Source organism: Streptomyces sp. CA-210063 (genome assembly GCF_024612015.1).
Taxonomy (GTDB): Bacteria; Actinomycetota; Actinomycetes; order Streptomycetales; family Streptomycetaceae; genus Streptomyces.
This window is the reverse complement of record NZ_CP102512.1, coordinates 8,536,000-8,559,026: the sequence shown is the minus strand read 5'-3', so window position 1 is coordinate 8,559,026 and position 23,027 is coordinate 8,536,000. Positions and strand designations below refer to the sequence as shown.

General features: G+C 70.8%; 20 protein-coding genes and 1 pseudogene. 11 read left to right on the top strand and 10 right to left on the bottom strand.

What is annotated here, in order from left to right; translation table 11 throughout:
• Positions 1-232: 232 nt before the first annotated feature.
• From JIX56_RS37425 to JIX56_RS37395, 7 genes and pseudogenes are all read left to right on the top strand, one after another.
• On the top strand, positions 233-997 hold the full coding sequence (locus JIX56_RS37425) for an IclR family transcriptional regulator (protein ID WP_257547294.1): 765 nt from the start codon (positions 233-235) through the stop codon (positions 995-997).
• 345 nt (positions 998-1,342) lie between these two features.
• On the top strand, positions 1,343-2,143 hold the full coding sequence (locus JIX56_RS37420; RefSeq protein WP_257547292.1) for an MIP/aquaporin family protein: 801 nt from the start codon (positions 1,343-1,345) through the stop codon (positions 2,141-2,143).
• A gap of 86 nt (positions 2,144-2,229) precedes the next feature.
• Entirely contained in the window at positions 2,230-3,768 is a 1,539-nt protein-coding gene (glpK, locus tag JIX56_RS37415; protein WP_257547290.1) for a glycerol kinase GlpK, read from the top strand.
• Between the two features lie 64 nt (positions 3,769-3,832).
• On the top strand, positions 3,833-5,449 hold the full coding sequence (locus tag JIX56_RS37410) for a glycerol-3-phosphate dehydrogenase/oxidase (RefSeq protein WP_257547288.1): 1,617 nt from the start codon (positions 3,833-3,835) through the stop codon (positions 5,447-5,449).
• A 700-nt stretch (positions 5,450-6,149) separates the two neighbouring features.
• Positions 6,150-6,287 (top strand): annotated as a pseudogene (locus tag JIX56_RS37405) (amidohydrolase); the annotation flags it as partial.
• A 57-nt stretch (positions 6,288-6,344) separates the two neighbouring features.
• Positions 6,345-7,016: a FadR/GntR family transcriptional regulator gene (locus JIX56_RS37400; protein ID WP_257547286.1), complete on the top strand. Its 672-nt coding sequence runs from the start codon at positions 6,345-6,347 to the stop codon at positions 7,014-7,016.
• 158 nt (positions 7,017-7,174) lie between these two features.
• A complete protein-coding gene (locus JIX56_RS37395) occupies positions 7,175-8,191 on the top strand; it encodes a PAC2 family protein (RefSeq protein ID WP_257547284.1) in 1,017 nt (338 codons plus the stop codon).
• A 130-nt stretch (positions 8,192-8,321) separates the two neighbouring features.
• Here the strand turns inward: JIX56_RS37395 and JIX56_RS37390 are convergent, their stop codons facing one another.
• The 5 genes from JIX56_RS37390 to JIX56_RS37370 all read right to left on the bottom strand — a co-directional run bounded on the left by JIX56_RS37390 (position 8,322) and on the right by JIX56_RS37370 (position 13,316).
• Positions 8,322-9,305: a superoxide dismutase gene (locus JIX56_RS37390; protein WP_257547282.1), complete on the bottom strand. Its 984-nt coding sequence runs from the start codon at positions 9,303-9,305 to the stop codon at positions 8,322-8,324.
• 347 nt (positions 9,306-9,652) lie between these two features.
• Positions 9,653-10,882: a cysteine--1-D-myo-inosityl 2-amino-2-deoxy-alpha-D-glucopyranoside ligase gene (mshC, locus tag JIX56_RS37385; protein ID WP_257547280.1), complete on the bottom strand. Its 1,230-nt coding sequence runs from the start codon at positions 10,880-10,882 to the stop codon at positions 9,653-9,655.
• Positions 10,883-11,116: 234 nt separating this feature from the next.
• On the bottom strand, positions 11,117-11,980 hold the full coding sequence (locus tag JIX56_RS37380; protein WP_257547278.1) for an SCO1664 family protein: 864 nt from the start codon (positions 11,978-11,980) through the stop codon (positions 11,117-11,119).
• On the bottom strand, positions 11,944-12,534 hold the full coding sequence (locus JIX56_RS37375; RefSeq protein ID WP_257547277.1) for a DUF3090 domain-containing protein: 591 nt from the start codon (positions 12,532-12,534) through the stop codon (positions 11,944-11,946). The genes JIX56_RS37380 and JIX56_RS37375 overlap by 37 nt, the downstream gene beginning before the upstream one ends.
• A 95-nt stretch (positions 12,535-12,629) precedes the next feature.
• Complete coding sequence (locus JIX56_RS37370; protein WP_257547275.1) at positions 12,630-13,316, bottom strand: histidine phosphatase family protein; 687 nt, start codon at positions 13,314-13,316, stop codon at positions 12,630-12,632.
• Positions 13,317-13,491: 175 nt separating this feature from the next.
• Between JIX56_RS37370 and corA the strand changes: the two genes are divergently transcribed.
• A complete protein-coding gene (corA, locus tag JIX56_RS37365) occupies positions 13,492-14,484 on the top strand; it encodes a magnesium/cobalt transporter CorA (RefSeq protein WP_257547273.1) in 993 nt (330 codons plus the stop codon).
• An 88-nt stretch (positions 14,485-14,572) separates the two neighbouring features.
• Here the strand turns inward: corA and JIX56_RS37360 are convergent, their stop codons facing one another.
• Positions 14,573-15,361 (bottom strand): ferritin-like domain-containing protein, encoded by a 789-nt coding sequence (locus JIX56_RS37360; RefSeq protein WP_257547271.1) that lies wholly within the window; start codon positions 15,359-15,361, stop codon positions 14,573-14,575.
• A gap of 223 nt (positions 15,362-15,584) precedes the next feature.
• Complete coding sequence (locus JIX56_RS37355; RefSeq protein ID WP_257547269.1) at positions 15,585-16,640, bottom strand: LLM class F420-dependent oxidoreductase; 1,056 nt, start codon at positions 16,638-16,640, stop codon at positions 15,585-15,587.
• Positions 16,641-16,942: 302 nt separating this feature from the next.
• Between JIX56_RS37355 and JIX56_RS37350 the strand changes: the two genes are divergently transcribed.
• Both JIX56_RS37350 and JIX56_RS37345 read left to right on the top strand, forming a co-directional pair.
• A complete protein-coding gene (locus JIX56_RS37350) occupies positions 16,943-17,926 on the top strand; it encodes an aldo/keto reductase (RefSeq protein ID WP_257547268.1) in 984 nt (327 codons plus the stop codon).
• Positions 17,923-20,316: a helix-hairpin-helix domain-containing protein gene (locus JIX56_RS37345; RefSeq protein WP_257547266.1), complete on the top strand. Its 2,394-nt coding sequence runs from the start codon at positions 17,923-17,925 to the stop codon at positions 20,314-20,316. The genes JIX56_RS37350 and JIX56_RS37345 overlap by 4 nt, the downstream gene beginning before the upstream one ends.
• 332 nt (positions 20,317-20,648) lie before the next feature.
• On the opposite strand, the gene JIX56_RS37340 is transcribed toward JIX56_RS37345, so the two are convergent.
• Entirely contained in the window at positions 20,649-21,338 is a 690-nt protein-coding gene (locus JIX56_RS37340) for a hypothetical protein (protein ID WP_257547264.1), read from the bottom strand.
• A gap of 48 nt (positions 21,339-21,386) precedes the next feature.
• Between JIX56_RS37340 and JIX56_RS37335 the strand changes: the two genes are divergently transcribed.
• Positions 21,387-21,575, top strand: coding sequence for a DUF5703 family protein (locus JIX56_RS37335; protein ID WP_005485166.1), 189 nt, complete (start codon positions 21,387-21,389; stop codon positions 21,573-21,575).
• 69 nt (positions 21,576-21,644) lie between these two features.
• Here JIX56_RS37335 and JIX56_RS47745 read toward each other — a convergent pair whose 3' ends face one another.
• A complete protein-coding gene (locus JIX56_RS47745) occupies positions 21,645-22,601 on the bottom strand; it encodes a chaplin (protein WP_306819902.1) in 957 nt (318 codons plus the stop codon).
• Positions 22,602-22,733: 132 nt separating this feature from the next.
• Positions 22,734-22,967 (bottom strand): chaplin ChpH, encoded by a 234-nt coding sequence (chpH, locus tag JIX56_RS37315; protein ID WP_257547262.1) that lies wholly within the window; start codon positions 22,965-22,967, stop codon positions 22,734-22,736.
• Positions 22,968-23,027: the final 60 nt, after the last annotated feature.

Genomic DNA, 23,027 nt, shown 5'->3' with positions numbered 1-23,027 from the left:
CACGATGTACGCCCCACGATCACACGATCGCCCGATGGAGTCCTGATGGAGTCCTGATGGACACGGGGCGGGCACCGGACAGGCACGAGAAGTTCACCGCGCGGTGATTGTGGCCCAAAAGCTGTTGACGGCCATTGGCGAGAGGTCGGCAACGACCGGTAGTGTTCGACATTGCCGAACGTTGGTAGCTCATCGGCGTACGGCGGTCGAAGGGGACGGAGGCAGGACGGCGATGGCACGGAACATCCAGTCGCTCGAACGGGCGGCCGCGATGCTGCGGCTCCTCGCGGGCGGCGAGCGACGGCTCGGCCTGTCCGACATCGCCTCGTCGCTGGGCCTCGCCAAGGGCACGGCCCACGGCATACTGCGCACGCTCCAGCAGGAGGGCTTCGTCGAGCAGGACGACGCATCCGGGCGCTACCAGCTGGGGGCCGAGCTGCTGCGGCTCGGGACCACGTATCTCGATGTCCACGAACTGCGGGCCCGCGCCCTGGTGTGGACGGACGACCTGGCCCGCTCCAGCGGCGAGAGCGTCCATCTGGGGGTGCTGCACCAGCAGGGCGTGCTGATCGTGCACCACGTGTTCCGGCCCGACGACAGCCGGCAGGTCCTGGAGATCGGGGCCATGCAGCCTCTGCACTCCACGGCCCTGGGCAAGGTCCTCGCGGCATACGACCCCGTGGCGCACAGCGAGGTCCTGGAGGGCGAGCGCAAGGCGTTCACCGACCGGACCGTCTGCACGCCGGACGAGTTCGAAGGCGTCCTGGACATCACCCGCGCGCGCGGGTACGCGGCCGACGTCGAGGAGACCTGGGAGGGCGTCGCGTCCATCGCCGCCCCCATCCACGACCGGCGGCGCATGCCCGTCGGCGCGGTCGGCATCACCGGCGCCGTGGAGCGCCTGTGCCGCGAGGGCGAGCTGCGCCCCGAGCTGATCGCGGCCGTACGGGACTGCGCCCGCGCGGTGTCCCGGGACCTGGGCGCCGGGCGGTTCTGACCGCCGTACGAGCTGGACGTACGAGCCAGACGTACGAGAGGTACGAGTCAGAGGTACGACCTCGACGATCGACCCGAGAGGGCCGGGACACCACGGTGTCCCGGCCCTCTCCGCATCTCATGCCCACAGGGGCACACATGCCGCACCCGCCCCGGGATCAATAACCAACAACAACCAACAACGGTGGTGTTTTCAACAACCGGGCCCTTGACGACCCACTGACCCCCCGGTGAGACTCCCGTCCATCGGTCGGCATTGTCGAACACCTACCGGCAATACGCGCTAGAGTGTGACAACGCCAAGGGCCGAACTCTTTCCCCTGGACGAAGGACAAAGGAGTCGCGGGTGTCCAGCTCCGACATCTTCATCGGCGAGACCATCGGTACCGCCATACTCATCCTGCTGGGCGGTGGCGTGTGCGCCGCCGTCACGCTGAAGGCCTCCAAGGCCCGTAACGCCGGTTGGCTCGCCATCACCTTCGGGTGGGGTTTCGCCGTTCTGACGGCCGTCTACACCTCCGCGCCGCTCTCCGGCGCCCACCTGAACCCGGCCGTGACCCTCGCGCTCGCGCTGAAGGACAACGGCATCGAGTGGAGCCAGGTCCCCACCTACTGGGCCGGCCAGGTGCTCGGCGCGATGATCGGTGCCGCTCTGGTCTGGGTCGCCTACTACGGCCAGTTCCACGCCCACCTCACCGACCGGGAGATCGTCGGCGGTCCGGGCGCGGAGACCACCAAGGCCAAGGCCGTCGAGGCCCGCGAGGCCGGCGCCGGCCCCGTGCTCGGTATCTTCTCCACCGGCCCCGAGATCCGGAACGTGGCGCAGAACATCGCCACGGAGGTCATCGGCACCGTGGTCCTGGTCCTGGCGATCCTCACCCAGGGCCTGAACGGCGAGGGCAAGGGTCTCGGCACTCTCGGCGCCCTGATCACCGCGCTCGTCGTGGTCTCCATCGGTCTGTCCCTCGGCGGCCCGACCGGTTACGCGATCAACCCGGCCCGTGACCTCGGTCCGCGTATCGTCCACGCCCTTCTGCCCCTGCCCAACAAGGGCGGCTCCGACTGGGGCTATGCCTGGATCCCGGTGGTGGGTCCCCTGATCGGCGCCGCCATCGCTGCAGGTATCTACAACGTCGCATTTGCTTAAGAGCACACCCGAGCCGCAGTTCCACGAAACGCTCAGCACGCGCCGTACGTACAGCCCTTTGACCAGTGAACTTTCAGGAGCACACCGTGACCGACGCCCACACCGCCGGCCCATTCATCGCCGCCATCGACCAGGGCACCACCTCCAGCCGCTGCATCGTCTTCGACCGCGACGGGCGCATCGTCTCCGTCGACCAGAAGGAGCACGAGCAGATCTTCCCGAAGCCGGGCTGGGTCGAGCACAACGCCACCGAGATCTGGACGAACGTCGAGGAGGTCGTCGCCGGGGCCATCGAGAAGGCCGGCATCACGCGCGACGACATCAAGGCCATCGGCATCACCAACCAGCGCGAGACCACGCTGCTCTGGGACAAGAACACCGGTGAGCCCGTCCACAACGCCATCGTCTGGCAGGACACCCGCACCGACGCGCTCTGCAAGGAGCTCGGCCGCAACGTCGGCCAGGACCGCTTCCGCCGCGAGACCGGCCTGCCGCTGGCCTCGTACTTCGCCGGTCCGAAGGCCCGCTGGCTGCTGGACAACGTCGAGGGCCTGCGCGAGCGCGCCGAGGCCGGCGACATCCTCTTCGGCACCATGGACAGCTGGGTCATCTGGAACCTGACCGGTGGTGTCAACGGCGGCCACCACGTCACCGACGTCACCAACGCCTCCCGCACCCTCCTGATGAACCTGCACACCCTGGAGTGGGACGAGAAGATCGCCGAGTCCATCGGCGTCCCGCTGTCGATGCTCCCGGAGATCCGCTCCTCCGCCGAGGTCTACGGCGAGATCACCGGCGGCAAGCTCGGTGACCTGCTCGGCGGCATCCCGGTCGCGTCCGCGCTCGGCGACCAGCAGGCGGCCCTGTTCGGCCAGACCTGTTTCGCCGAGGGCGAGGCCAAGTCCACGTACGGCACCGGCACGTTCATGCTGATGAACACCGGCGAGAAGATCATCAACTCCTACAGCGGCCTGCTGACCACGGTCGGCTACCGGATCGGCGACCAGAAGCCGGTCTACGCGCTGGAGGGCTCGATCGCCGTCACCGGTTCGCTGGTGCAGTGGATGCGCGACCAGATGGGTCTCATCTCCACCGCCGCCGAGATCGAGACGCTCGCGCTCTCGGTCGAGGACAACGGCGGCGCGTACTTCGTGCCCGCCTTCTCCGGTCTGTTCGCCCCGTACTGGCGCTCCGACGCCCGCGGTGTGATCGCCGGTCTCACCCGCTACGTCACCAAGGCGCACCTCGCGCGCGCCGTCCTGGAGGCCACCGCCTGGCAGACCCGTGAGATCACGGACGCCATGACCAAGGACTCGGGCGTCGAGCTCGCGGCTCTCAAGGTCGACGGCGGCATGACCTCCAACAACCTGCTGATGCAGACGCTCTCGGACTTCCTGGACGCCCCCGTGGTGCGCCCGATGGTCGCCGAGACGACCTGCCTCGGTGCCGCCTACGCCGCCGGTCTCGCCGTCGGCTTCTGGACCAACACCGACGACCTGCGCGCCAACTGGCGGCGGGCCGCCGAGTGGACCCCCCGCATGGACGCGGACGCCCGCGACCGTGAGTACAAGAGCTGGCTCAAGGCCGTCGAGCGGACCATGGGCTGGCTCGAAGACGAGCACTGACGAGAGCTGAGAAAAGTTCGGACGCCCGCTCCGAACCGGCTCTGATGAGGAGTAAGAACCCGACATGACCAGTCAGTCCACCCTGCTGACCCTGCCTGCCCTGGGGACGCGCCCGGCGTCCGGCTCGAACCCGAGCCGTGCCGAGACCCGGGAGCAGCTCTCCAAGGCGTCGTACGACCTTCTCGTGATCGGCGGCGGCATCCTGGGCATCTCCACCGCCTGGCACGCCGCGCAGTCCGGGCTCAGGGTGGCGCTGGTCGACGCCGGTGACTTCGCCGGCGCCACCTCCTCCGCCTCCTCCAAGCTGCTCCACGGCGGTCTGCGCTACCTGCAGACCGGCGCGGTGAAGCTGGTGGCGGAGAACCACTTCGAGCGCCGTGCGGTCTCCCGCCAGGTGGCCCCCCACCTGGCGAACCCGCTCACGTTCTACCTCCCCGTGTACAAGGGCGGGCCGCACGGCGCGGCGAAGCTCGGGGCGGGCGTCTTCGCCTACTCCGCGCTCTCGGCTTTCGGTGACGGCGTCGGCCACCTGCTCTCCCCCGCCAAGGCGGCGCAGGACGTGCCCGAGCTGCGCACCGACAACCTCAAGGCCGTGGCCGTCTACGGCGACGACCAGATGAACGACTCCCGGATGGCGCTGATGACGGTCCGCGCGGCCGTCGAGTCCGGTGCCGTCGTCCTCAACCACGCCGAGGTCACCGGGCTGCGCTTCACCAAGGGCCGGGTCACCGGTGCCGAGCTGCGCGACCGGCTCTCCGGCGACGAGTTCGGCGTCAGCGCCCGGCTGGTGCTCAACGCGACCGGCCCGTGGGTCGACCACCTGCGCAGGATGGAGAACCCGAACGCGGCCCCCTCCATCCGGCTGTCCAAGGGCGCGCACCTGGTGCTGAAGCGGACGTCTCCGTGGAAGGCCGCGCTCGCCACCCCGATCGACAAGTACCGCATCACCTTCGCCCTTCCCTGGGAGGACATGCTGCTCCTCGGCACGACCGACGAGATGTATGAGGGTGACCCGGCGGACGTCGCGGTCAACGACAAGGACATAGCCCAGATCCTGGACGAGGCCGCGTTCTCGATCCGGGACCAGCAGCTCGACCGTGACCTGATCACCTACGCCTTCGCCGGTCTGCGGGTGCTGCCGGGCGGCCCCGGCGACACCGCCAAGGCCAAGCGCGAGACGGTCGTCACCGAGGGCCGGAGCGGCATGCTGTCCGTCGCGGGCGGCAAGTGGACGACCTTCCGGCACATCGGCCGCACGATCATGAAGAAGCTTCAGACGCTGCCGGGGCAGCCGCTGGGTGAGGACTTCGAGCCGGTCTCCACGCTGCCGAAGAGGCTGCCGCTGCCGGGTGTCGCCAACCCTCGTGCGGTCGCCCACCGGCTCCTCGTCGACCGTCCGGCTCCCGGTCCCCGCATGGGTGCCGACACCGCGCGGCACCTGGCCACGCACTACGGTTCGCTGGCCTTCGACATCGCCCGCCTCGCCAACGAGAACCCCGAGCTGGGCGAGCGCGTGCACCCCGACGCCCCCGAGATCTGGGCGCAGGTCGTCTACGCCCGCGACACCGAGTGGGCCGAGACGGCCGACGACGTGCTGCGCCGCCGGACGACACTGACGATACGAGGGCTCGCGACGGACGACATCCGTGCGAAGACCCAGGACCTGCTCGACAAGAAGTAACCGGGTCTCGGTGCCGGCCCCTCCCCCTGACCGGAACCGGCACCGCACAGCAGGGGCGGCTCCGCACCGAATTCGGTGGTGGAGCCGCCCCTTCTGCATACCCGAGGGCAGCAGGACGGCGTCGATCCCGCCGCACCGCCTCGTCGTCTCCCGTAGGAAGACGGACAGTTCGGGGCCGGGCAGCCGGGCGCCGAGCGGGACGTGGTCGACGGTGCGGACGAGGTGGTCGCCCCCTCGGATCTCGTCGAGCCGCGCCTTGACCATGAAGGCGACGGAAGGTCCCGTCATCCGGAGGTTGATCTCGGTGGGTGCCGGGCGGCCGTCGGAGCCGGTCACGAAGTCGACGTCGAACCATCCCCGGTACCCGCTCGCGGCGATCCGCTCCCCCACGGCCCTGCCGAAGCGCGCCACGGTCTCGCTGAGCGGTTCCGGCACGACACCGGGGCCGACGGTGGCGCCCTGGTAGACGGTGCCCTCGACGTCCATGACGGCGACACCCACCTCGTGCACCCGTCCTGCCGCGTCCACCAGTCCGTCGAAGGTCAGGTCTCCGGGCTCGGTCTCCCCGGAGACGAACTCCTCCAGGAGCAGGGGCCCGTGAGGCAACGAGGTGGGCGCACCGCACCATCGGGGCACCGTATGGACATGATCCTTCTGCGGGGCCGCGCTGACGACGTCACCCTCCAGGAGCTGGTGCACGTGGTCCACCGTCGCCTACGCGGCCCACTCGGCGGACGTACGTGACACGGTCGGCGAGGGGAGGGTGCTGATGCGCGATCGCGTCCTCACTACGCTCGACGAGGCCGCGGCCTCGGCCGACCTGGAGGCTTTGGCCTGATGGAGCCGCCATAATGGCCAGAGACATCGGATGTCTGAACGACAGGGAGGGCCCCGCATGGCAGTCACCGACGAGGCGATCGAGAAGATCAAGGACATGATCGTCTCGGGCGCGCTGCGCCCCGGCGACCGGCTCCCCAAAGAGAGTGAGCTGGCCGCCGATCTCGGGCTGTCCCGCAACTCCCTGCGCGAGGCGGTACGCGCCCTGTCGCTGATCCGCATCCTGGACGTGCGGCAGGGCGACGGCACCTATGTCACCAGCCTGGACCCCCAACTCCTCCTTGAGGCGATGAGTTTCGTCGTCGACTTCCACCGCGACGACACGGTCCTGGAGTTCCTGGCCGTACGCCGCATACTCGAACCGGCGGCGACGGCGATGGCCGCCCTGCGCATCAGCGAGCAGCAACTGGACGCGCTGGGCGCACAGTTGGACAAGCTGGGCACCGAGCCGTCGGTGGAGGAGCTGGTCGCCTGCGACCTGGAGTTCCACAAGGGCATCGTGCAGAGCTCCGGAAACTCCGTGCTCTGCTCGCTTCTTGACGGTCTGTCGGGCCCGACCACCCGGGCCCGTATCTGGCGCGGCCTGACCCAGGAGGACGCCGTCAGCCGCACCCTGCACGAACACCGCGCCATCCTCGCCGCCCTGCGCGACCGCGACGCGGACGCCGCGCGCTCGTGGGCCACGGTGCACATCGCGAGCGTGGAGCAGTGGCTGCGGTCGACGTTGTGAGAAGTTGATCACTTGCGGCCTCGGGCGCCCACGAGTGTTTCGTCCGTGCGATCGGGGCATTGATCCGTTCACTCCCCCGTGCGAGGGGGCTGCGGAGGCCCCCTCGGCACGCCGTAAGGTTGGGGCGTACGCGAGGGCACATCGGAAGGAGGCGCTGGGTGATCGAGCTGGAGGGGGTTCCCGAGCTGATCGACCCAGTGATGGTGGCCGCGTTCGAAGGCTGGAACGACGCCGGCGACGCCGCCTCCACCGCGGTCGCGCACCTGGACAAGGAATGGAAGGGCGAGGTGTTCGCGGCGCTGGACGCCGAGGACTACTACGACTTCCAGGTGAACCGTCCCACGGTGTGGCTGGACGGCGGCGTACGGAAGATCACCTGGCCGACGACAAGGTTGTCGGTGGTCAGGGTCGGCGGCGACAAGCCCCGTGATCTCGTACTCGTCCGAGGCATCGAACCGTCGATGCGCTGGCGCTCGTTCTGCAACGAGCTGCTGGGCTTCGCCCACGAGCTGGGTGTGGAGCTGGTGGTCATCATGGGCGCGCTGCTCGGTGACACCCCGCACACGCGTCCGGTGCCGGTCAGCGGTGTCACGTCCGACCCGGACCTGGCGCAGCGGATGGATCTGGAGGAGACCAAGTACGAGGGCCCCACGGGCATCGTCGGCATCCTCCAGGAGGCGTGCACACACGCGGGCGTCCCGGCGGTCTCGCTCTGGGCCGCGGTGCCGCACTACGTGTCGCAGCCGCCGAACCCGAAGGCGACCCTGGCCCTCCTGAACCGGCTGGAGGACCTGATCGACGTGCGCATCCCGCTGGGCGAGCTGCCCGAGGACGCGCGCGCCTGGCAGGTGGGCGTGGACCAGCTGGCCGCGGAGGACAGCGAGGTCGCCGAGTACGTCCAGACGCTGGAGGAGGCGCGGGACACCGCGGAGCTGCCCGAGGCGTCGGGTGAGGCGATCGCTCGTGAGTTCGAGCGGTATCTCAGGCGGCGCGACGGTGGGCCTGGCTCCGCCGGTTCAGCCGGGGGGCATGCCACGGCTGACGGGGGTGACACGGGGACCGGTGCGTGGAATCCGAAGGACAACCCCAGCGGGCGGTCCCGGCCGCCCAAGCCGCCGCGGCCCGAGGCTGAGGCTGAGGCTGAGGCTGAGGACGAGGATTCGTCGGACGACTGAGACCGGCGGTTGCGCGCGAGACGCTGCGCGGACACCGCGGACACATCGTGGCTGGTCGCGCCCACGCGGCGGAGCCGCACATCGACACAGCCCCGCGCCCCTGAATGGAGCGCGGGGACGGCACAGGCGTCTACCCGAACACTGAGCGTTTCACCGACACGACCGCGTACGGCGTGTCCGGGGTCGGGGTCGTCGTGAAGCGGGCGTTGGGCAGGTAGAGGCGGTTCTTGTGGGCCGCGACCGTCGTCGGGACGTCGAAGTCGGCGTCCGTGAGGCGGCCCTCGAAGATGCCGCTGCGGCCGTCGTCGGCGAGCTGGAACACGTCGATCGCGTTCTGGCGGTTCTGGACGACGTAGAGGCGCCGGCCGAGGAGCAGCAGGCCGTCGCCGTTGGTGAGGGGCGCCGCGTCGCCGAGGTCGACGAGCTTGGTGAATCCGGTCCTTACGTCGACCCGGTGGAGGCCGCCGGCACCGGACTGGACGACCAGGAGGGCCTTGCCGTCGGGGGTGCTGGTGATGCCGTTGCCGTTGACGACCTCGCCGGGGGTCTGGATCCAGTCGCCGCGCAGATTGACCGTGACGATCTCGTCCGGGCCCGGCAGCCGGCCGTCGTGGCCGAGCGGCAGGGCGTACAGGGCGGGCTGGAACGAGTCGGTGAACCAGGCGGCGCGCGGGGTGAGGAAGACGTCGTTGGCGAAGGTCGGCGCCTTCATGGTGAGCGTGTACGACGCGAGGATCTCGCCGGTGCGCACGTCCACCACGCGGGCACCCTGACCGCGTCCGGCGACGAACAGCCGCCCCCGGTCGTCGAGTTTGAGCCCGACGGAGGGCGTGCCGGGGCCCGCGGAGATGATGCCGCCCTTTCCTGTGCGCAGGTCGGCACGGTAGATCGAGCCGTCGCCGAGGGAGCCCAGGTAGGCGTACGGGCCGCCGATGGTGATGCCCTCGGGGCGGAAACCGTTGGGCAGCGGGATGACGTCGGGCCAGGTGTCCCCGGTCGCCGAGGCGGTCGCGGCCGAGGACCCGACGAGCAGCGCGCCCGCGGTGGCGGCCGAGGTCGTGAGCAGTCTTCGCCGACTGATGTGACGAACGGGGGATGATTGCGGGGGTGCCACTGTTCGTCCCTTCCACGAAGGGACCGGCAGCTGGCCGGTCCGGCTTTCAACTGACGTCTGTCACCTCATCACATGCCGCCCGGCCCCGCAGCCCTCGACAAGCGACCGACAGCGCCTTGACAGCCCCGGAACACCTTCCGGCCGGATACAGCCGGCCGATGACCCCGGGCCGAGGAAACGCCAAGTCGCGGTCACAAGGCGAAGGGGCGCTTTCTCCGGCCGGAGAAAGCGCCCCTCTGCAGTCTTGCCGTCTGACACGTGTGACGCCGGCGACGCCTGTGCAGAGTCGTTACTTCAGTTGGCTAGTTCAGTTGGTTACTTCAGTTGGTTCCGTTACTTCAGTTGATTCACAGGGCCACGCCGAGCAGGGCGTCCACGGAACGCGTGACGACGCCGGGTGCGCCCTCGTCCGTACCGCCCTGCTCCTGCTGGAGCACGGCCCAGCGGTCGACCGCGGCGAGCGCGGTCGGCGCGTCCAGGTCGTTCGTGAGAGCCTCGCGGATCTCCTCGACGAGCGCCTCGGCGGACGGTCCGTCGGGCCGGGAGACGGCGGCGCGCCACCGGTCGAGCCGTGCGACGGCGTCCTCCAGCACCTGGTCGGTCCACTCCCAGTCCGCCCGGTAGTGGTGCGCGAGGAGCGCGAGACGTATCGCGGCCGGGTCGACCCCGTCGCGGCGCAGCTTGGAGACGAAGACCAGGTTGCCCTTGGACTTCGACATCTTCTCGCCGTGCAGCGCCACCATGCCGGCGTGGACGTACGCCTTGGCCATGGGGAACTCGCCGGTCAGCGCCTGCGCGTGCGAGGCGCCCATCTCGTGGTGCGGGAAGGCGAGGTCGGAGCCGCCGCCCTGCACGTCGAAGCCCATGCCCAGGTGGTCGAGGGCGATGGCGACGCACTCGATGTGCCACCCGGGCCGGCCGCGCCCGAGGGAGCCGCCGTCCCAGCTGGGCTCGCCCTCCCGGGCGGCCATCCAGAGCATCGGGTCGAGCGGGTTCTTCTTCCCCGCCCGGTCCGGGTCCCCGCCGCGTTCGGCGGACAGCACTCGCATCGCGGCGGCGTCGAGACGTGACACCTTGCCGAAGTCGGGGTCGGACTCGACGGAGAAGTAGATGTCCCCTTCGAGCTCGTACGCGGCACCGGAGTCCCTGAGCCGCTCGACGAGCGGGACGATCCCGGGGATGGCCTCGACCGCGCCGATGTAATGGCGCGGCGGCAGCATCCGCAGGGCGGTCATGTCCTCACGGAAGAGGGCGGTCTCCTTCTCGGCGAGGGCCACCCAGTCGATGCCGTCGCGCTGCGCTCGCTCCAGCAGTGGGTCGTCGACGTCCGTCACGTTCTGGACGTAGTGAACCTGCCGCTTGGTGTCGAGCCACACGCGCTGTACGAGGTCGAACGCGTTGTAGGTCGCCGCGTGACCGATGTGGGTCGCGTCGTACGGGGTGATACCGCAGACGTAGATACGGGCGACGGGACCGGGGTCGAGTGTGACGAGCCCATCGGTCGCGGTGTCGTGGATCCGAAGGTCGCGGCCCTTGCCAGGCAGGGCGGGGACCTCAGAAGCGGGCCAGGCATGCATGTCATGAGCCTAACCCGATCGCCACGGCGCTAAGCCGGGCGCCTGTCCACACGGGGGTACGTCCTGTTTTGCGGCGCGCAGTTCCCCGCGCCCTGACGGGGCGCGCCCCCAGCCGTCCTGGCCGCCCCGACTGCGGGCAATCGTGCCGCTGGGGCGGCACGGGTGGGCGCAGCGGCGCCTCGTCACCGCCGAGCAGCGGAACCCGCCCCCGGTCGGCCCCGGCAAGGGGTGCCCTCAGACCGGCGGCCACGGGATCGCCGGCCAGTCGCCGCTCGGCTCCGGGTGCCGGCCGGTCTTCAGCAGCTCGGCAACCCGCTCTCTCGTGGCGTCCAGCTCGGCCGAAGTGATCAAGGCCGACAGCTTCGCCGCCAGCGCCCCGCCCTCACCGAGCGCATCCCTGAGCCGTCCCAGCACCTCGACGGCCTCATCCGTGAGCGGCTCCCCGGCCCACCCCCACAACAACGTCCGCAGCTTGTTCTCGACGTTGAAGGTCACCCCGTGGTCGATGCCGTACAACCGCCCCTCGGCGGCCGGCAGCAGATGCCCGCCCTTGCGGTCGGCGTTGTTGACGACCGCGTCGAGCACGGCGAGCCGCCGCAGCCGCTGATCGTCGGCGTGGACGAGGAGCGCGGTCTTCCCGTCCCCGACCTCCGCGAACCCGACCGCCTTCCAGCCCTCCCCGGCCTCCTCGCCGTCCACGAGGGCCAGCAGCTCGGACCCGGGCACGCCCTCGATCCACAGCTGGCACATGCCCTCCCCGTACGGCCCGTCCCGCAGCACGGTGGGCGGCACGAGCCCCCACCCGGTCGCCTCGGACACCTCGTACGTGGCGACCTCCCGTTGTGCGAGCGTCCCGTCGGGGAAGTCCCACAGGGGCCGCTCCCCGGCGACGGGCTTGTAGACGCAGGCGGCCTCCCGTCCCTCGTACGAGACCGTGCAGTACAGCACCGCGTTGGACGCCTCCCGCACCCGCCCGCGCACGGTCAGCTCACCCTCGGCCAGCAGTTCGGCCAACGGCTCGATCGACGGCTGGGCGGGCGACGACGACTCGGCGGAGGAGGTCACGCCCCGCGCCGGTATCCGTTCTGGCGCGGGCATACATGTCCCTCCGGATCGAGCGGCAGGCTGCACAGCGGGCACGGCGGCCGCCCCGCGTTGACGACGTCGAGGGCGCGCTTGGCGAAGGCCCGGGCCTGCGCGCCGGTGAGGCGGACGCGGAGCATCGGCGGGCCGTTCTCCTCGTCCTGGAGCATCCGCTCCTCCGCCTCGGCCAGGTCCTCCTCGGTGTCGGCGTCCAGCTCGACCAGGGCCTGGGCCTCGACGATCATGCGCTCTTCGTCACCGTCCCAGGCCAGCGCCATGGTGCCGACCCGGAACTCCTCCTCGACGGGGGTTTCGAGCGGCGCCGTGTCCGACACCTCGGTGGGCGCGACGGCCGGCACCGCGGCGCTGCCGCCACTGCGCCGCACGACCTCGTCGAGCAGCTCGTCCATGCGCTCGGCGAGCGCGGCGACCTGGGTCTTCTCCAGGGCCACGCTGGTGACACGCTGCCCTGAGGAGGCCTGCAGGAAGAAGGTCCGGCGCCCGGGCAGCCCGACCGTACCGGCCACGAAGCGGTCCGGGGGGTCGTAGAGGAACACCTGACGGGACACGTCCTGTCTCCATTGGAATCGACGTCGGGGCCGGCCGCGTCGGCTGCTGACTGTTCAGTGCCGCCGCGACCGCTTCACCCTACTGCGGTTGACGATCACGGTGCCCCCGCACCACCCCCGATGGTCGCGTCACCGCTCGGGGGCTCCTCGCGCGGCGCCAGGGACGAGAAATCCCCGGTGTCGCCCAGGCGAACGAGAAACGGCCTGAGTCGTGTGTAACGGATCGCGGTGATGGAACACGGTTCGACAGAGATCCGCTGGAAGAGGTCCAGATGAAGTCCGAGTGCGTCCGCGACGAGCGACTTGATGACGTCGCCGTGCGAGCACATCAGATACACGGCGTCGGCCCCGTGCTCGCGCTCCACGCGCGCGTTCCACTCCCGTACCGCCTCGGCGGCCCGGTGCTGCATGGCCCGCATCGACTCCCCGCCGGGGAACTCGACCGCCGTCGGATATGTCTGTACGACCTCCATCAGCGGTTCGTCCTTCAGCTCGGCGAGCTTGCGGCCGGACCAGTCGCCGTAGTGGCACTCGCCGATGCGTTCGTCGGTGTGCGGACTGAGTTCGGGCCGGGTGTCCAGGAGCGGGCGAATCGTTTCCTGGCAGCGCTGGAGCGGGCTGGTCACGACCTCGGCGATCGGCAGACCGGCGAGGCGGCCGGGCAGCGCCGCGGCCTGCGCGGCGCCCCGCTCGTCGAGTGCGACGCCGGGCGTCCACCCGGCGAGCACTCCATCGGTGTTGGCGGTGGAACGTCCGTGCCGGACAAGGATCAACGTGGGCATGCGGCCCAGCGTAGGCGCTCCGCCGGAGGCACAGTGATGAACCTGCGGGCCGGTGGGGGCCGGTCGCGCCCACGCGGCCAAGCCGCATATCGGCAGAGCCCCGCGCCCCTTTGGGGCGCGGTACCGCGCCGGGCGGCGGAAGGACGCTCCCGGAGACCGGAGAAAGGAACCTCCCTTGATCGTCGACTGTGCCGTCTACCACGACGGCCACCGCACCGAGGGCCCCGACGACCTCTCGGACGCCCTGGCCGCCGCCCGTGCCTCGGGCGGCTTCGTGTGGATCGGCCTGCATGAGCCGACGGAGAAGGAGTTCGCCCTGGTCACCCAGGAGTTCGCGCTGCATCCGCTGGCCGTCGAGGACGCCCTGAAGGCCCATCAGCGGCCCAAGCTGGAGGTGTACGACGACTCGCTGTTCATGGTCACCAAGCCGGTCGTGTACGAGCCGGCCGGCGACACGGTGACCACGGGCGAGGTGATGGTCTTCCTCGGCCACGCCTTCGTCGTGACCGTCCGCCACGGCGAGGGCTCACCCCTGAGCGTCGTACGCCGCCGTCTGGAGCGGGAGCCCGAACTGCTCGGCAAGGGGCCCACGTCCGTGTTGTACGCGATCGCCGACGCCGCCGTCGACCACTACCTGGACGTGGCGACCGAGCTCCAGACCGACCTGGAGGAGCTGGAGGCGGAGGTCTTCTCCCCCGACGTCGGCGGCTCACGGAACACGGCGTCCCGGATCTACACCTTCAAGCGCCAGGTCCTGGAGTTCCGCCGGGCCACCGGCCCCCTCACCGCTCCGCTCGTCCGGCTCTCGGGCGCGGGCGACACCGCCGCGGTGCCCTTCGTGGACGAGAAGGCCCAGCCCTTCTTCCGTGACGTCAACGACCACCTCACCCGCGTCAACGAGTCCGTCGAGGGCCTGGACCGGCTGGTCTCCGACATTCTCTCCGCGCACCTGGCCCAGATGAGCGTCCGCCAGAACGACGACATGCGGAAGATCTCCGCCTGGGCCGCCATGGCCGCGATCCCCACCATGGCCGCAGGCGTCTACGGCATGAACTTCGAGCACATGCCCGAACTCCGCTGGGTGTGGTCGTACCCGGCGCTGATGGCGCTGATGGCCGTGACGGAGATCCTGGTGTACCGGCTCTTCAAGCGCCGGGGCTGGCTGTAGCCCTCTTCCGTACCGCCTCATGTGATGCCGCACGCGCGCGTGGACGCGTACGGGTTCTCCGCGCGCGCGTGCGGATGCGTCAGGTGCCTCAGGCGACCTCGGGGGCCGCCGTCGCCGGTCCGCCCAGTGCGTCGCGGCGTTCCGGCATCTCCAGCGTGACCATGCGGCGCCAGCCGAGGGCACGCTCGTAGACGTACATGGCGCGGATGCCCGCGGCGAGGACGGCCGCCTTGGCCTTCGGCCAGCCCAGGATGCGCCCCATGTGGTCCATCACGGCGAGGCTGACGTCCCGGTAGATGCCGATCTCCGCGAGGGCGCACTCCCGCAGTGTCCGCTGGATGAGGCGGCCGTGTCCGGCGGCCGCATAGCGCAGCAGTTCCTCGTGGGTGTAGGCGAGGTGGTTGTCCTCGTCGTCGGAGATCATCCGGACGGCCTTGCCGATCTCGGGATGGTTCGCGAAGTGCTTGCGGAGCATCACCATCTGGTCGGCGGCACGCTGTTCGGTGACCCGGCTGTGGGACAGGTAGACGATGATGTCCCGCACCGTGAGGGGCTGGTCGGCCTTCAGCTTCTCGTGCGCGAGGCCGATGCCGTGGCGCTCCAGGAGCAGGGTGTAGTCGGTCTCGGGCGGAACCTCCACGGGCTGGAGTCCGCGCTTCTTCATGAGGGCGTTGAAGATCCGCCCGTGCTTGTCCTCGTCGGCGCCATGGCGGGTGATCTTGGGTGCGAGTGCGCGCTCGCTCCGCGGGACGAGCGCGGCGATGCGCGCGTTCTCCCAGCCGCCTTGCGTCTCCCCGCTGGCGGCGATGGAGCAGAACAGTCGGAACGACTCGTCGCTGTCGACGATTTCCTGGAACAGACTCTTGGCCGAAAGCATCTGAGGCACCTCTCTGCAGGGTTCCCGCAGAAAACGAGTCAAATGGGGTACCAGGAGCCAGGCAACAGCTGTGTCGGACAAATCCGCCGAACGAAGGACACCGGAGTGGCGAAGTCGCGTAACCGAGCGGGCCCCTGCCGCGTTGTCCCCGGTGACGGCCGTGGCGGGGAAGACCCCCGAGCCCCCACCACGGCCGTAGTACTTGTCCGTTCCGCCGTTCGGGTTACGCGAGCCCGGCGTGCTCCATGGCCTCCGAGCCGGCCCGGAGCGAGGCGATCCGCTCGTCCAGGGTGAAGCCCGCCGGGGCGAGGGTGAGAGTGGTGACCCCGGCCTCGGCGTAGGCCTTCATCCGGTCGGCGATGCGCTCCACGGAACCGAGCAGCGTCGTCTGGTCGATCAGCTCGTGCGGGATGGCGGCCGCGGCACCGGCCTTGTCACCGGCCAGGTACTTGTCCTGGATCTCGGCGGCCTCCTTCTCGTACCCCATGCGCCGGGCGAGCTGGTTGTAGAAGTTCTGCTTGCGGCTGCCCATGCCGCCCACGTACAGCGCGGTGTACGGACGGAAGGTGTCGGCGAGCGTCGCCACGTCCTTGTCGCCGCCGACGGCGATGGGCAGCGTCGGGCAGACGTCGAACCCGTCGAGGGTCTTGCCCGCCTTCTCCCGGCCCGCCCGCAGGTACGTGACGGCCGTGTCCTCCAGGTGCGCGGCCGACGGGAAGATCAGCAGCGCGCCGTCGGCGATCTCGCCGGTCTGCTCCAGGTTCTTCGGGCCGATCGCGGCGATGTACAGCGGGATGTGCTCGCGGGTCGGGTGCACGGTCAGCTTCAGCGGCTTGCCGGGGCCGCCGGGGAGCGGCAGCGTCCAGTGCTCGCCGTCGTGCGACAGACGCTCGCGGGTCATCGCCTTGCGGACGATCTCCACGTACTCGCGGGTGCGGGCCAGCGGCTTGTCGAACTTGACCCCGTACCAGCCCTCGGAGACCTGCGGCCCGGAGACACCGAGACCCAGCCGGAAGCGGCCGCCGGAGAGCGAGTCCAGCGTCGCGGCGGTCATCGCGGTCATCGCGGGCTGGCGGGCCGGAATCTGGAAGATGGCCGAGCCCACGTCGATACGGTCGGTCTTGGCTGCGACCCAGCTGAGCACCGTCGCCGCGTCCGAGCCGTAGGCCTCGGCGGCCCAGCACACGGCGTATCCCAGCCGGTCGGCCTCCTGGGCGACGGCCAGATTGTCCGCGTCCATTCCGGCGCCCCAGTAGCCGAGGTTGATCCCGAGCTTCATATAGACCAGCCTTCCCCTTACCGATCAGTAACGTCCTTGTCGCGCAGACCCTACCCCTACGCTCCGCTGGGGGAGGTGGGGAGCTCGGGAGGCTGAGGTTGTTGGACGGGTGCGGCTGAGTAGGGGCTGGTCGCGCAGTTCCCCGCGCCCCTGAAAGACTCCGGGCTCGCCCCATGCTTTTAAGGGGCGCGGGGAACTGCGCGATCAACCCCCACTCAGCCGCGGACAACGAACGCGCCCCGGGGAAATCGGTTGTCCACAGGGCCCCACGTGGCGAACTCCGGCCAGTAATGTCGGCGTCCATGGAGCAGAGGCATCTCGGCCGTACCGGCCTGCGTGTGTCCCGGATCGGGCTCGGCACCCTGACGTGGGGGCGCGACACGGACGAGCATGACGCCGCGGACATGTTGAAGGTGTTCTGGGAGGCGGGCGGCACCCTCGTCGACACGGCGGACGTGTACGGGGACGGCGAGGCCGAATACCTGCTCGGACAGCTGATGGACGGGCTCGTGCCCCGCCGCGATCTGATCATCTCCACGAAGGCCGGCAGCGTCCCGGACCCGGACCGCCGTTTCGACGGCTCCCGGGGCCATCTGCTCACCGCCCTGGACGCCTCCCTCGCCCGCCTCGGCACGGACTACGTCGACCTCTGGCACATCCACGCCTTCGACCCCGAGACCCCGCTGGACGAAACGCTCCAGGCCCTCGACCTGGCCGTGAGCAGCGGCCGGGCCCGTTACGCCGGGGTGTCCAACTTCTGCGGCTGGCAGCTCGCGAAGGCGGCCACCTGGCAGCTCGCGGCCCCCGGAATACGCACCCGCCTGGCCAGTACGCAGATGGAGTACTCCCTGTTGCAACGTGGCGTCGAGCGCGAGGTGCTGCCCGCCGCACTGGACCTGGGCGTCGGTCTGCTCCCGTCCTCGCCGCTGGGCCGCGGGGTGCTGACCGCCAAGTACCGCCACATCACACCCCCGGACTCGCGGGGCGGCTCGGAGCACATGGCCCCGTTCGTCGCGCCGTACCTCGACGAGACGGCGACCGGCATCGTGGACGCCGTGCAGACCGCGGCGGACGGCCTCGCCGTGACCCCGCTCCAGGTGGCCCTCGCCTGGGTGCGCGACCGGCCCGGCGTGGCGGCGCCCATCATCGGGGCGCGCAACGCGCTGCAGCTCACGGGGGCATTGTCAGTGGAGACCCTTAGTCTTCCTGACGAGATCTGCCGGGCCCTCGACGACGTGTCGGCGCCCGTGCACCGCTATCCCGATCACGACTGGAGCACGCTGTGAGCACGGAGCCCGCGACCACGGGGACGGACGAGCCGGGGGGACGGGGCGACGGGGCCCCCACCGACGGGACTCCCGCGGCCGAGGGCACACCCGACGACCGGGAGGCCGCTTCCACGACGGCGTCCGAGGACGCGGAGGAGAGCGCCGAGGAGAGCGCCGTCGACACGGCTGGAAGCGAGTCCGCCGCGGGGAACGAGGACGGCGAGGACGAGCCGGGAGACACGTCCGATCGCGCCGGTGGCGAACGCGAGGCGAGCGGAGACAACCCGGCGGCGGACGGTGACTCGACGGCAGGCAACAGCGACTCGACAGCGGACGGCGACTCGACGGCGAGCACTGACACCGGCGGCGCCGAAGTCGCGGCCGATGTGTCCGAGGCGCAGGCCGAGTTGGCGGCTCAGCGGTTGGAGCGGGAGCGGATCGAGCGGCGCAAGGCGGAGAAGGGGGCGCCGATCGCGAGCGGGACCAAGCTCAGCGGGACGGCCGCCGATCTGCTGGCCGCCGTGCGGGCCGTGGAGGGCGGACAGAAGCCCCCGGCGGCCGTTTTCAGCGAGGCGGAGCCCGCGCCGCGCCGACCCGCGCCGGAGCCGGTGCGGCGACCGCAGCCCGTGGCGCCCGGAGCAGGTGCGGTGGCTCCCTCGGGCGAGACCGTCGAGGCGGTGCGCGCGATGCTGACCGAGGGCGGCGCTCCGGAGGCGCTGGTGGCGCAGGTCGCCGAGGCGCTCGGCGAGGGTGCGGGCACTCGACTGCGCGAGGATCCCTGGCAGTTGCTGCGGGTTCCCGGGGTGTGGCCGGAGCAGGCCGACGGGTTCGCGCGGGCGCTGCTCGGTGCGGAGTGCGGCCCGGACGACGAGCGGCGGGGCCGGGCCGTCACGGTGTGGCTGCTGGAGCAGGCGGCCGTCGCCGGGCACACCGCGCTGGAGGCCCCGGCGCTGGCCGCCGCACTCGCCCAGCGGTCCGTGCCCGACCCCGACGAGGCCGTCCAGAGCACGGTCGCCGAGGGCGAAGCCCTGGTCTTCCAGGACGCGCTCGACAACGCCCCGCCCGCCGCCGCGGCCACCAGCACGGACACCGAGGCGGGTGAGGCGGAGGAGGAGCGTCCGGTACGCGTCCTCATCGGCCTGGAGCGTTACGCCCTCGCCGAGGAGAGCCTCGCCGACGGACTCGCCCGCGTCGTGAACTCCCTGCCCAAGGAGGACCCGACGGACTGGTCCTCGGCGGCCGCATCGGCACCGCGCTCCGCAGCGGAGCTGATCCGCACCGTCGCCGGGCACGGGCTCGTGCTGCACACCGGCGGCGAGGCGGCCCTCGCCGAACCGGCGGCGCTGGTCGCTGCCGCGCGGGCGCTCGGCTTGCGGGCGTACGCGGCGGCGCACAGCGCGGACGGGAGGCGACGGTTCGCGTCCCAGCTGGGCACCGCCGAGGAAGGCGACGCCGCCGTGACGACCCTCGCCGGGCTGCTGTCCGGCGCCGAGGGGCCCGGCCGGGATGCGGACGGTGCGCTCGACCTCGACCTCCTCGTGGTCCTGGACGCGCCCCAGTTGGACGTCGAGACCGCCGCCCTGGTCGCCGAGTCGCTGCCCGACGGAGCCCGGTTGGTGCTCAGCGGCGATCCGGGGGTGCTGTGGTCCGCCGGGCCGGGGCGGGTCTTCGCGGATCTGCTCGCCGCCCGCGCCTGCCCCCAGGTCGCCTCGCGCACGCCCGACCCGGGGCCCATCGGCGAACTGGTCTCCGGGATCGGGATCGGTGAGCTCAACCAGATCGACGCGCCCGGCAAGGAGGTCGTGATCGTGCCGGTGCGGGACGCCGGTGAGGCGGTGCACCGCACCGCGCAGCTGGTCGTGGACTCGGTGCCGAGGGCGTTCGGGATCCCCGCCGAGCAGGTGCAGGTGATCACCCCCGGGCATGGTGGCGCGGCCGGGACGCGCGCGCTCAACACGGCGCTCAAGGAGCGACTGAACCCCGGGCCGGGCCGCTTCGGCGGGTTCGACCCCGGCGACCGCGTGGCCTACTCCCCCGCGCCGGGCCGTACGACTCCCGGGCGTGTGGTGAAGGCCGATGCCGAGGGCTTGCACCTGGAGTGTGCGGGCGCGGCCGTGGTCGTACCGAAGGAGCGGGTCGAGCAGACCGTGCGGCACGGGTGGGCCCTGACCGCGCACCAGGCCGTGGGACACCGGTGGCCGGCCGCGGTCGTGGTGCTGCCGGGCGACGCGGCACAGGCGCTGACCCGGCCCTGGGTCTACACGGCCTTCGGTCGTGCCGAGCGGCACCTGTCCGTCGTCCATGGCGTGGAGCAGGCCTTGCCCCGCGCGGTCGCCGAGGTCCCCGCCAAGCCCCGCACGACACGTCTGCCGGCGCTTCTGAGGGCGCAGATGCCGTCAGCCGATTGACAGTGCCGCCGAGGCGGGGGCTGGGCGGGGGCGGGTTTCGCTCACCGGCCACCGGCGCTCACCGGCCACCGGCGCTCACCGGCCACCGGCGCTCGCCGGGTGCCGCTGCGCCCACCCGTGCCGCCCCAGCGGCACGACTGCCCGCAGCTGAGTACGGCGGGCGGACGCGGCTGGGGCACCTGGGCCACGCCCGCGGATCGGCCCGCAGGGCCGTCTCAGGGGCGCGGGGGAACCGCGCGAGCAACCAAGAAGCACCTGCGGCCGCCGAACCACCTGCTGCCGCCGAACAGCAGACGCCCCCGAGCTATGAGGCGCCCGGCCCAAGCCCCGCGCTAGCGGTCCGCGTCCAGCGGTTCCAAGTCCTCGTCCTCATCGAGTTCCGGTTCGAGCGGGAGCTCGTCGTCGAGGTCGTCGTCCTCCACGTCGTCGTCGAAGACCGCGCTGACGTCGAAACGGCAGACGACCCGCTGCGGATCGACCTGCTCGAAGGGCGCCTCCAGCCACTCGCCGGGCTCGGCGGTGTCGTCCGCGGCCGTGACCCAGAGCGTGGAGTCGCCCTCTTCGAGACCGAACTCCTTGTGCCGGGAGGCGATCTCGTCCGGCTCGAACTCCCCGAACAGTAGACCCAGCGCCCCATGCACCGTCTCGGCCGCCCCGCCGGAGGCGGCCGGCTCCTCCGCGGACTCCACCCGCTGGGCCTGCGCCAGCAGCCGCTGTGGCTCGGCCACCGTGTAGTCCCGGCGGATCAGCACACTGAGCGCGCTGGGTTCCTCGGGGCCCGTGTACGGCGGCATGTCCTCGGTGCCGGGGATCTCGAAGGGAGTGACCTCGTCGTAACGGTCGTATAGCAGTTCGTCGTACTCCTCGGCGGCAGCGGCCAGCTCGTTGAACGCCTCGTAGACAGCCGGGTCGTCCTCACCCGACCGGCGTTCGACCGCGGCCAGGTGGCGGTCGAGCGCGGTCTTGACCGCCTCGGCGGCGGCGCGTACCTCGGCAGCGGTGGGCTGCGCAGCATCAGACATAGTGCAGACGCTATCCGTACCGGGCCCCAGCCCGCACAATAGATACCGATGCCGGAATACGAATTTGTCGACGTGTACGTACCGCGCGGGGTCTCTCGCAAGGACGCCACACGCCTGCTGACGGACCATGCCGAGTACGGACACTGGGAGTTGGACCGACTGAGCCTGCTGCGTGATGGCAGCCGCAGGGTGCGGTTGCGCCGACGGATCATCCGCCAGGTGCGAGCCACGTGGTGAGTGGGCAGATCGAAACGGAGCGGGCCCCGCTGGTGCGGGGCCCGCTCCGTTTGTGTGCGCCGGGCCCGGTTACAGAGCGGCGGCCCGTGCCTTGCGGTAGATCAGGGCGCCCCCGAGGAGCGTCCCCGCGCCCACCGACAGTGCCAGGCCGAGGGGCACCTCGGCACCGGTCTGGGCGAGCTGCGCGACACCGTCGGGCTGGGTGACGGTCTGCGTACCCGGGGTGTTGGTGTCACCACCGGGGACCTCACCGCCGGGGTTGCCCGGCTGCCCGGGCCCACCCGGCTGTCCCGGCTTCCCGGGCTGCTGCGGGGACGCCTCCTCGGAGTCGCCCGGCGGGTTCTGGTGGCCGCCACCCGGGTTCTCGTGCGCCCCTCCGCCGCCCGAGTTCCCGCAGTCGTTGCCCGTGACCCCGTTGCCGATCCCGACCACACTGATGGTGTTGCCGCACACGTTGACCGGCACATCGACCGGAGCCTGCACGTGGTTGCCGGACGCCACACCCGGCGAGTTGCTCGCGTGACCGTCGGCGTGGGAGCCGCCGTACGACGAACCGGAACCACCACCGTGGTGGCCGCCGCCTCCGCCGTTGGAGCAGTCGTTGCCCATGGCCGTGTTGCCGACGCCGATCACGTTGACGCTGTTGCCGCACGCGTTGACCGGCACGTTCACCGGAGCCTGCACGGTGTTCCCGGAAGCCACGCCCGGTGAATCGCCGGTGTGACCGTGGGCCTGGGAGCCGCCGTGCGACGAACCGGAACCGCCGCCGTGCTTGCCGCCCCCACCGCCGTTGGAACACTTGTTGCCCGCCGCCGGGTTGAGCAGCCCGACCACGTTGACCGTGTTGCCGCAGACGTTGACCTCGGCCTCCACCGGCGCCTGCACGGTGTTGCCGGACAGTACGCCGGGCGAGTTGGTGGCGGATCCCTGCGCGCCGGAGTCGGCGTGCGCGTAACCGCCCGCTGCGGCGAGAACGCCGGAAGCGGCCGCCACCGTCATGAGGCCTTTGCGGGTGACCTGTCGCATTACTGAATTACCTGCCTTAGCCCTATGTTCTGATCTTCTGCACCTTGTCGGGAGACCGAGCGGCCCCGGAGTGCATGGCGCGCGCTCCGGGACCGACGGTTATTTCAGACCCTCACCGGGTGAGGCACAACGTCACTTGTTGATGCAGGTGTTGCCGAAGGCAGGGTTCAGCAGCCCGATCACCGAGATCGTGTTGCCGCACACGTTCACGGGGACATGAACCGGCACCTGGACGACGTTGCCGGACACGACACCCGGGGAGTGGACGGCGGCACCCTGGGCGCCGGCGTCGGCGACGGCCAGACCCGCACCAGCGAGAACCAGGCCACCGGTGGCAGCCGCAGCGGCGACGACCTTCTTGATCATTATTCCTCCTTGTTGGCAAAGCGACCCCAAGTAGCGAGTCGCATCACCTGTAACGAGGAG

Excerpts from the sequence above, each read along its gene's own strand:
- JIX56_RS37380 (WP_257547278.1), bottom strand. The coding sequence starts at position 11,980 with ATGCCCGCGCCAGAACGGATACCGGCGCGGGGCGTGACCTCCTCCGCC.
- JIX56_RS37410 (WP_257547288.1), top strand. The coding sequence starts at position 3,833 with ATGACCAGTCAGTCCACCCTGCTGACCCTGCCTGCCCTGGGGACGCGC.
- JIX56_RS37360 (WP_257547271.1), bottom strand. The coding sequence starts at position 15,361 with ATGCTTTCGGCCAAGAGTCTGTTCCAGGAAATCGTCGACAGCGACGAG.
- JIX56_RS37340 (WP_257547264.1), bottom strand. The coding sequence starts at position 21,338 with ATGTCTGATGCTGCGCAGCCCACCGCTGCCGAGGTACGCGCCGCCGCC.
- JIX56_RS37355 (WP_257547269.1), bottom strand. The coding sequence starts at position 16,640 with ATGAAGCTCGGGATCAACCTCGGCTACTGGGGCGCCGGAATGGACGCG.
- chpH (WP_257547262.1), bottom strand. The coding sequence starts at position 22,967 with ATGATCAAGAAGGTCGTCGCCGCTGCGGCTGCCACCGGTGGCCTGGTT.
- JIX56_RS37335 (WP_005485166.1), top strand. The coding sequence starts at position 21,387 with ATGCCGGAATACGAATTTGTCGACGTGTACGTACCGCGCGGGGTCTCT.
- JIX56_RS37350 (WP_257547268.1), top strand. The coding sequence starts at position 16,943 with ATGGAGCAGAGGCATCTCGGCCGTACCGGCCTGCGTGTGTCCCGGATC.
- JIX56_RS47745 (WP_306819902.1), bottom strand. The coding sequence starts at position 22,601 with ATGCGACAGGTCACCCGCAAAGGCCTCATGACGGTGGCGGCCGCTTCC.
- mshC (WP_257547280.1), bottom strand. The coding sequence starts at position 10,882 with ATGCATGCCTGGCCCGCTTCTGAGGTCCCCGCCCTGCCTGGCAAGGGC.
- JIX56_RS37425 (WP_257547294.1), top strand. The coding sequence starts at position 233 with ATGGCACGGAACATCCAGTCGCTCGAACGGGCGGCCGCGATGCTGCGG.
- JIX56_RS37370 (WP_257547275.1), bottom strand. The coding sequence starts at position 13,316 with ATGCCCACGTTGATCCTTGTCCGGCACGGACGTTCCACCGCCAACACC.
- JIX56_RS37400 (WP_257547286.1), top strand. The coding sequence starts at position 6,345 with ATGGCAGTCACCGACGAGGCGATCGAGAAGATCAAGGACATGATCGTC.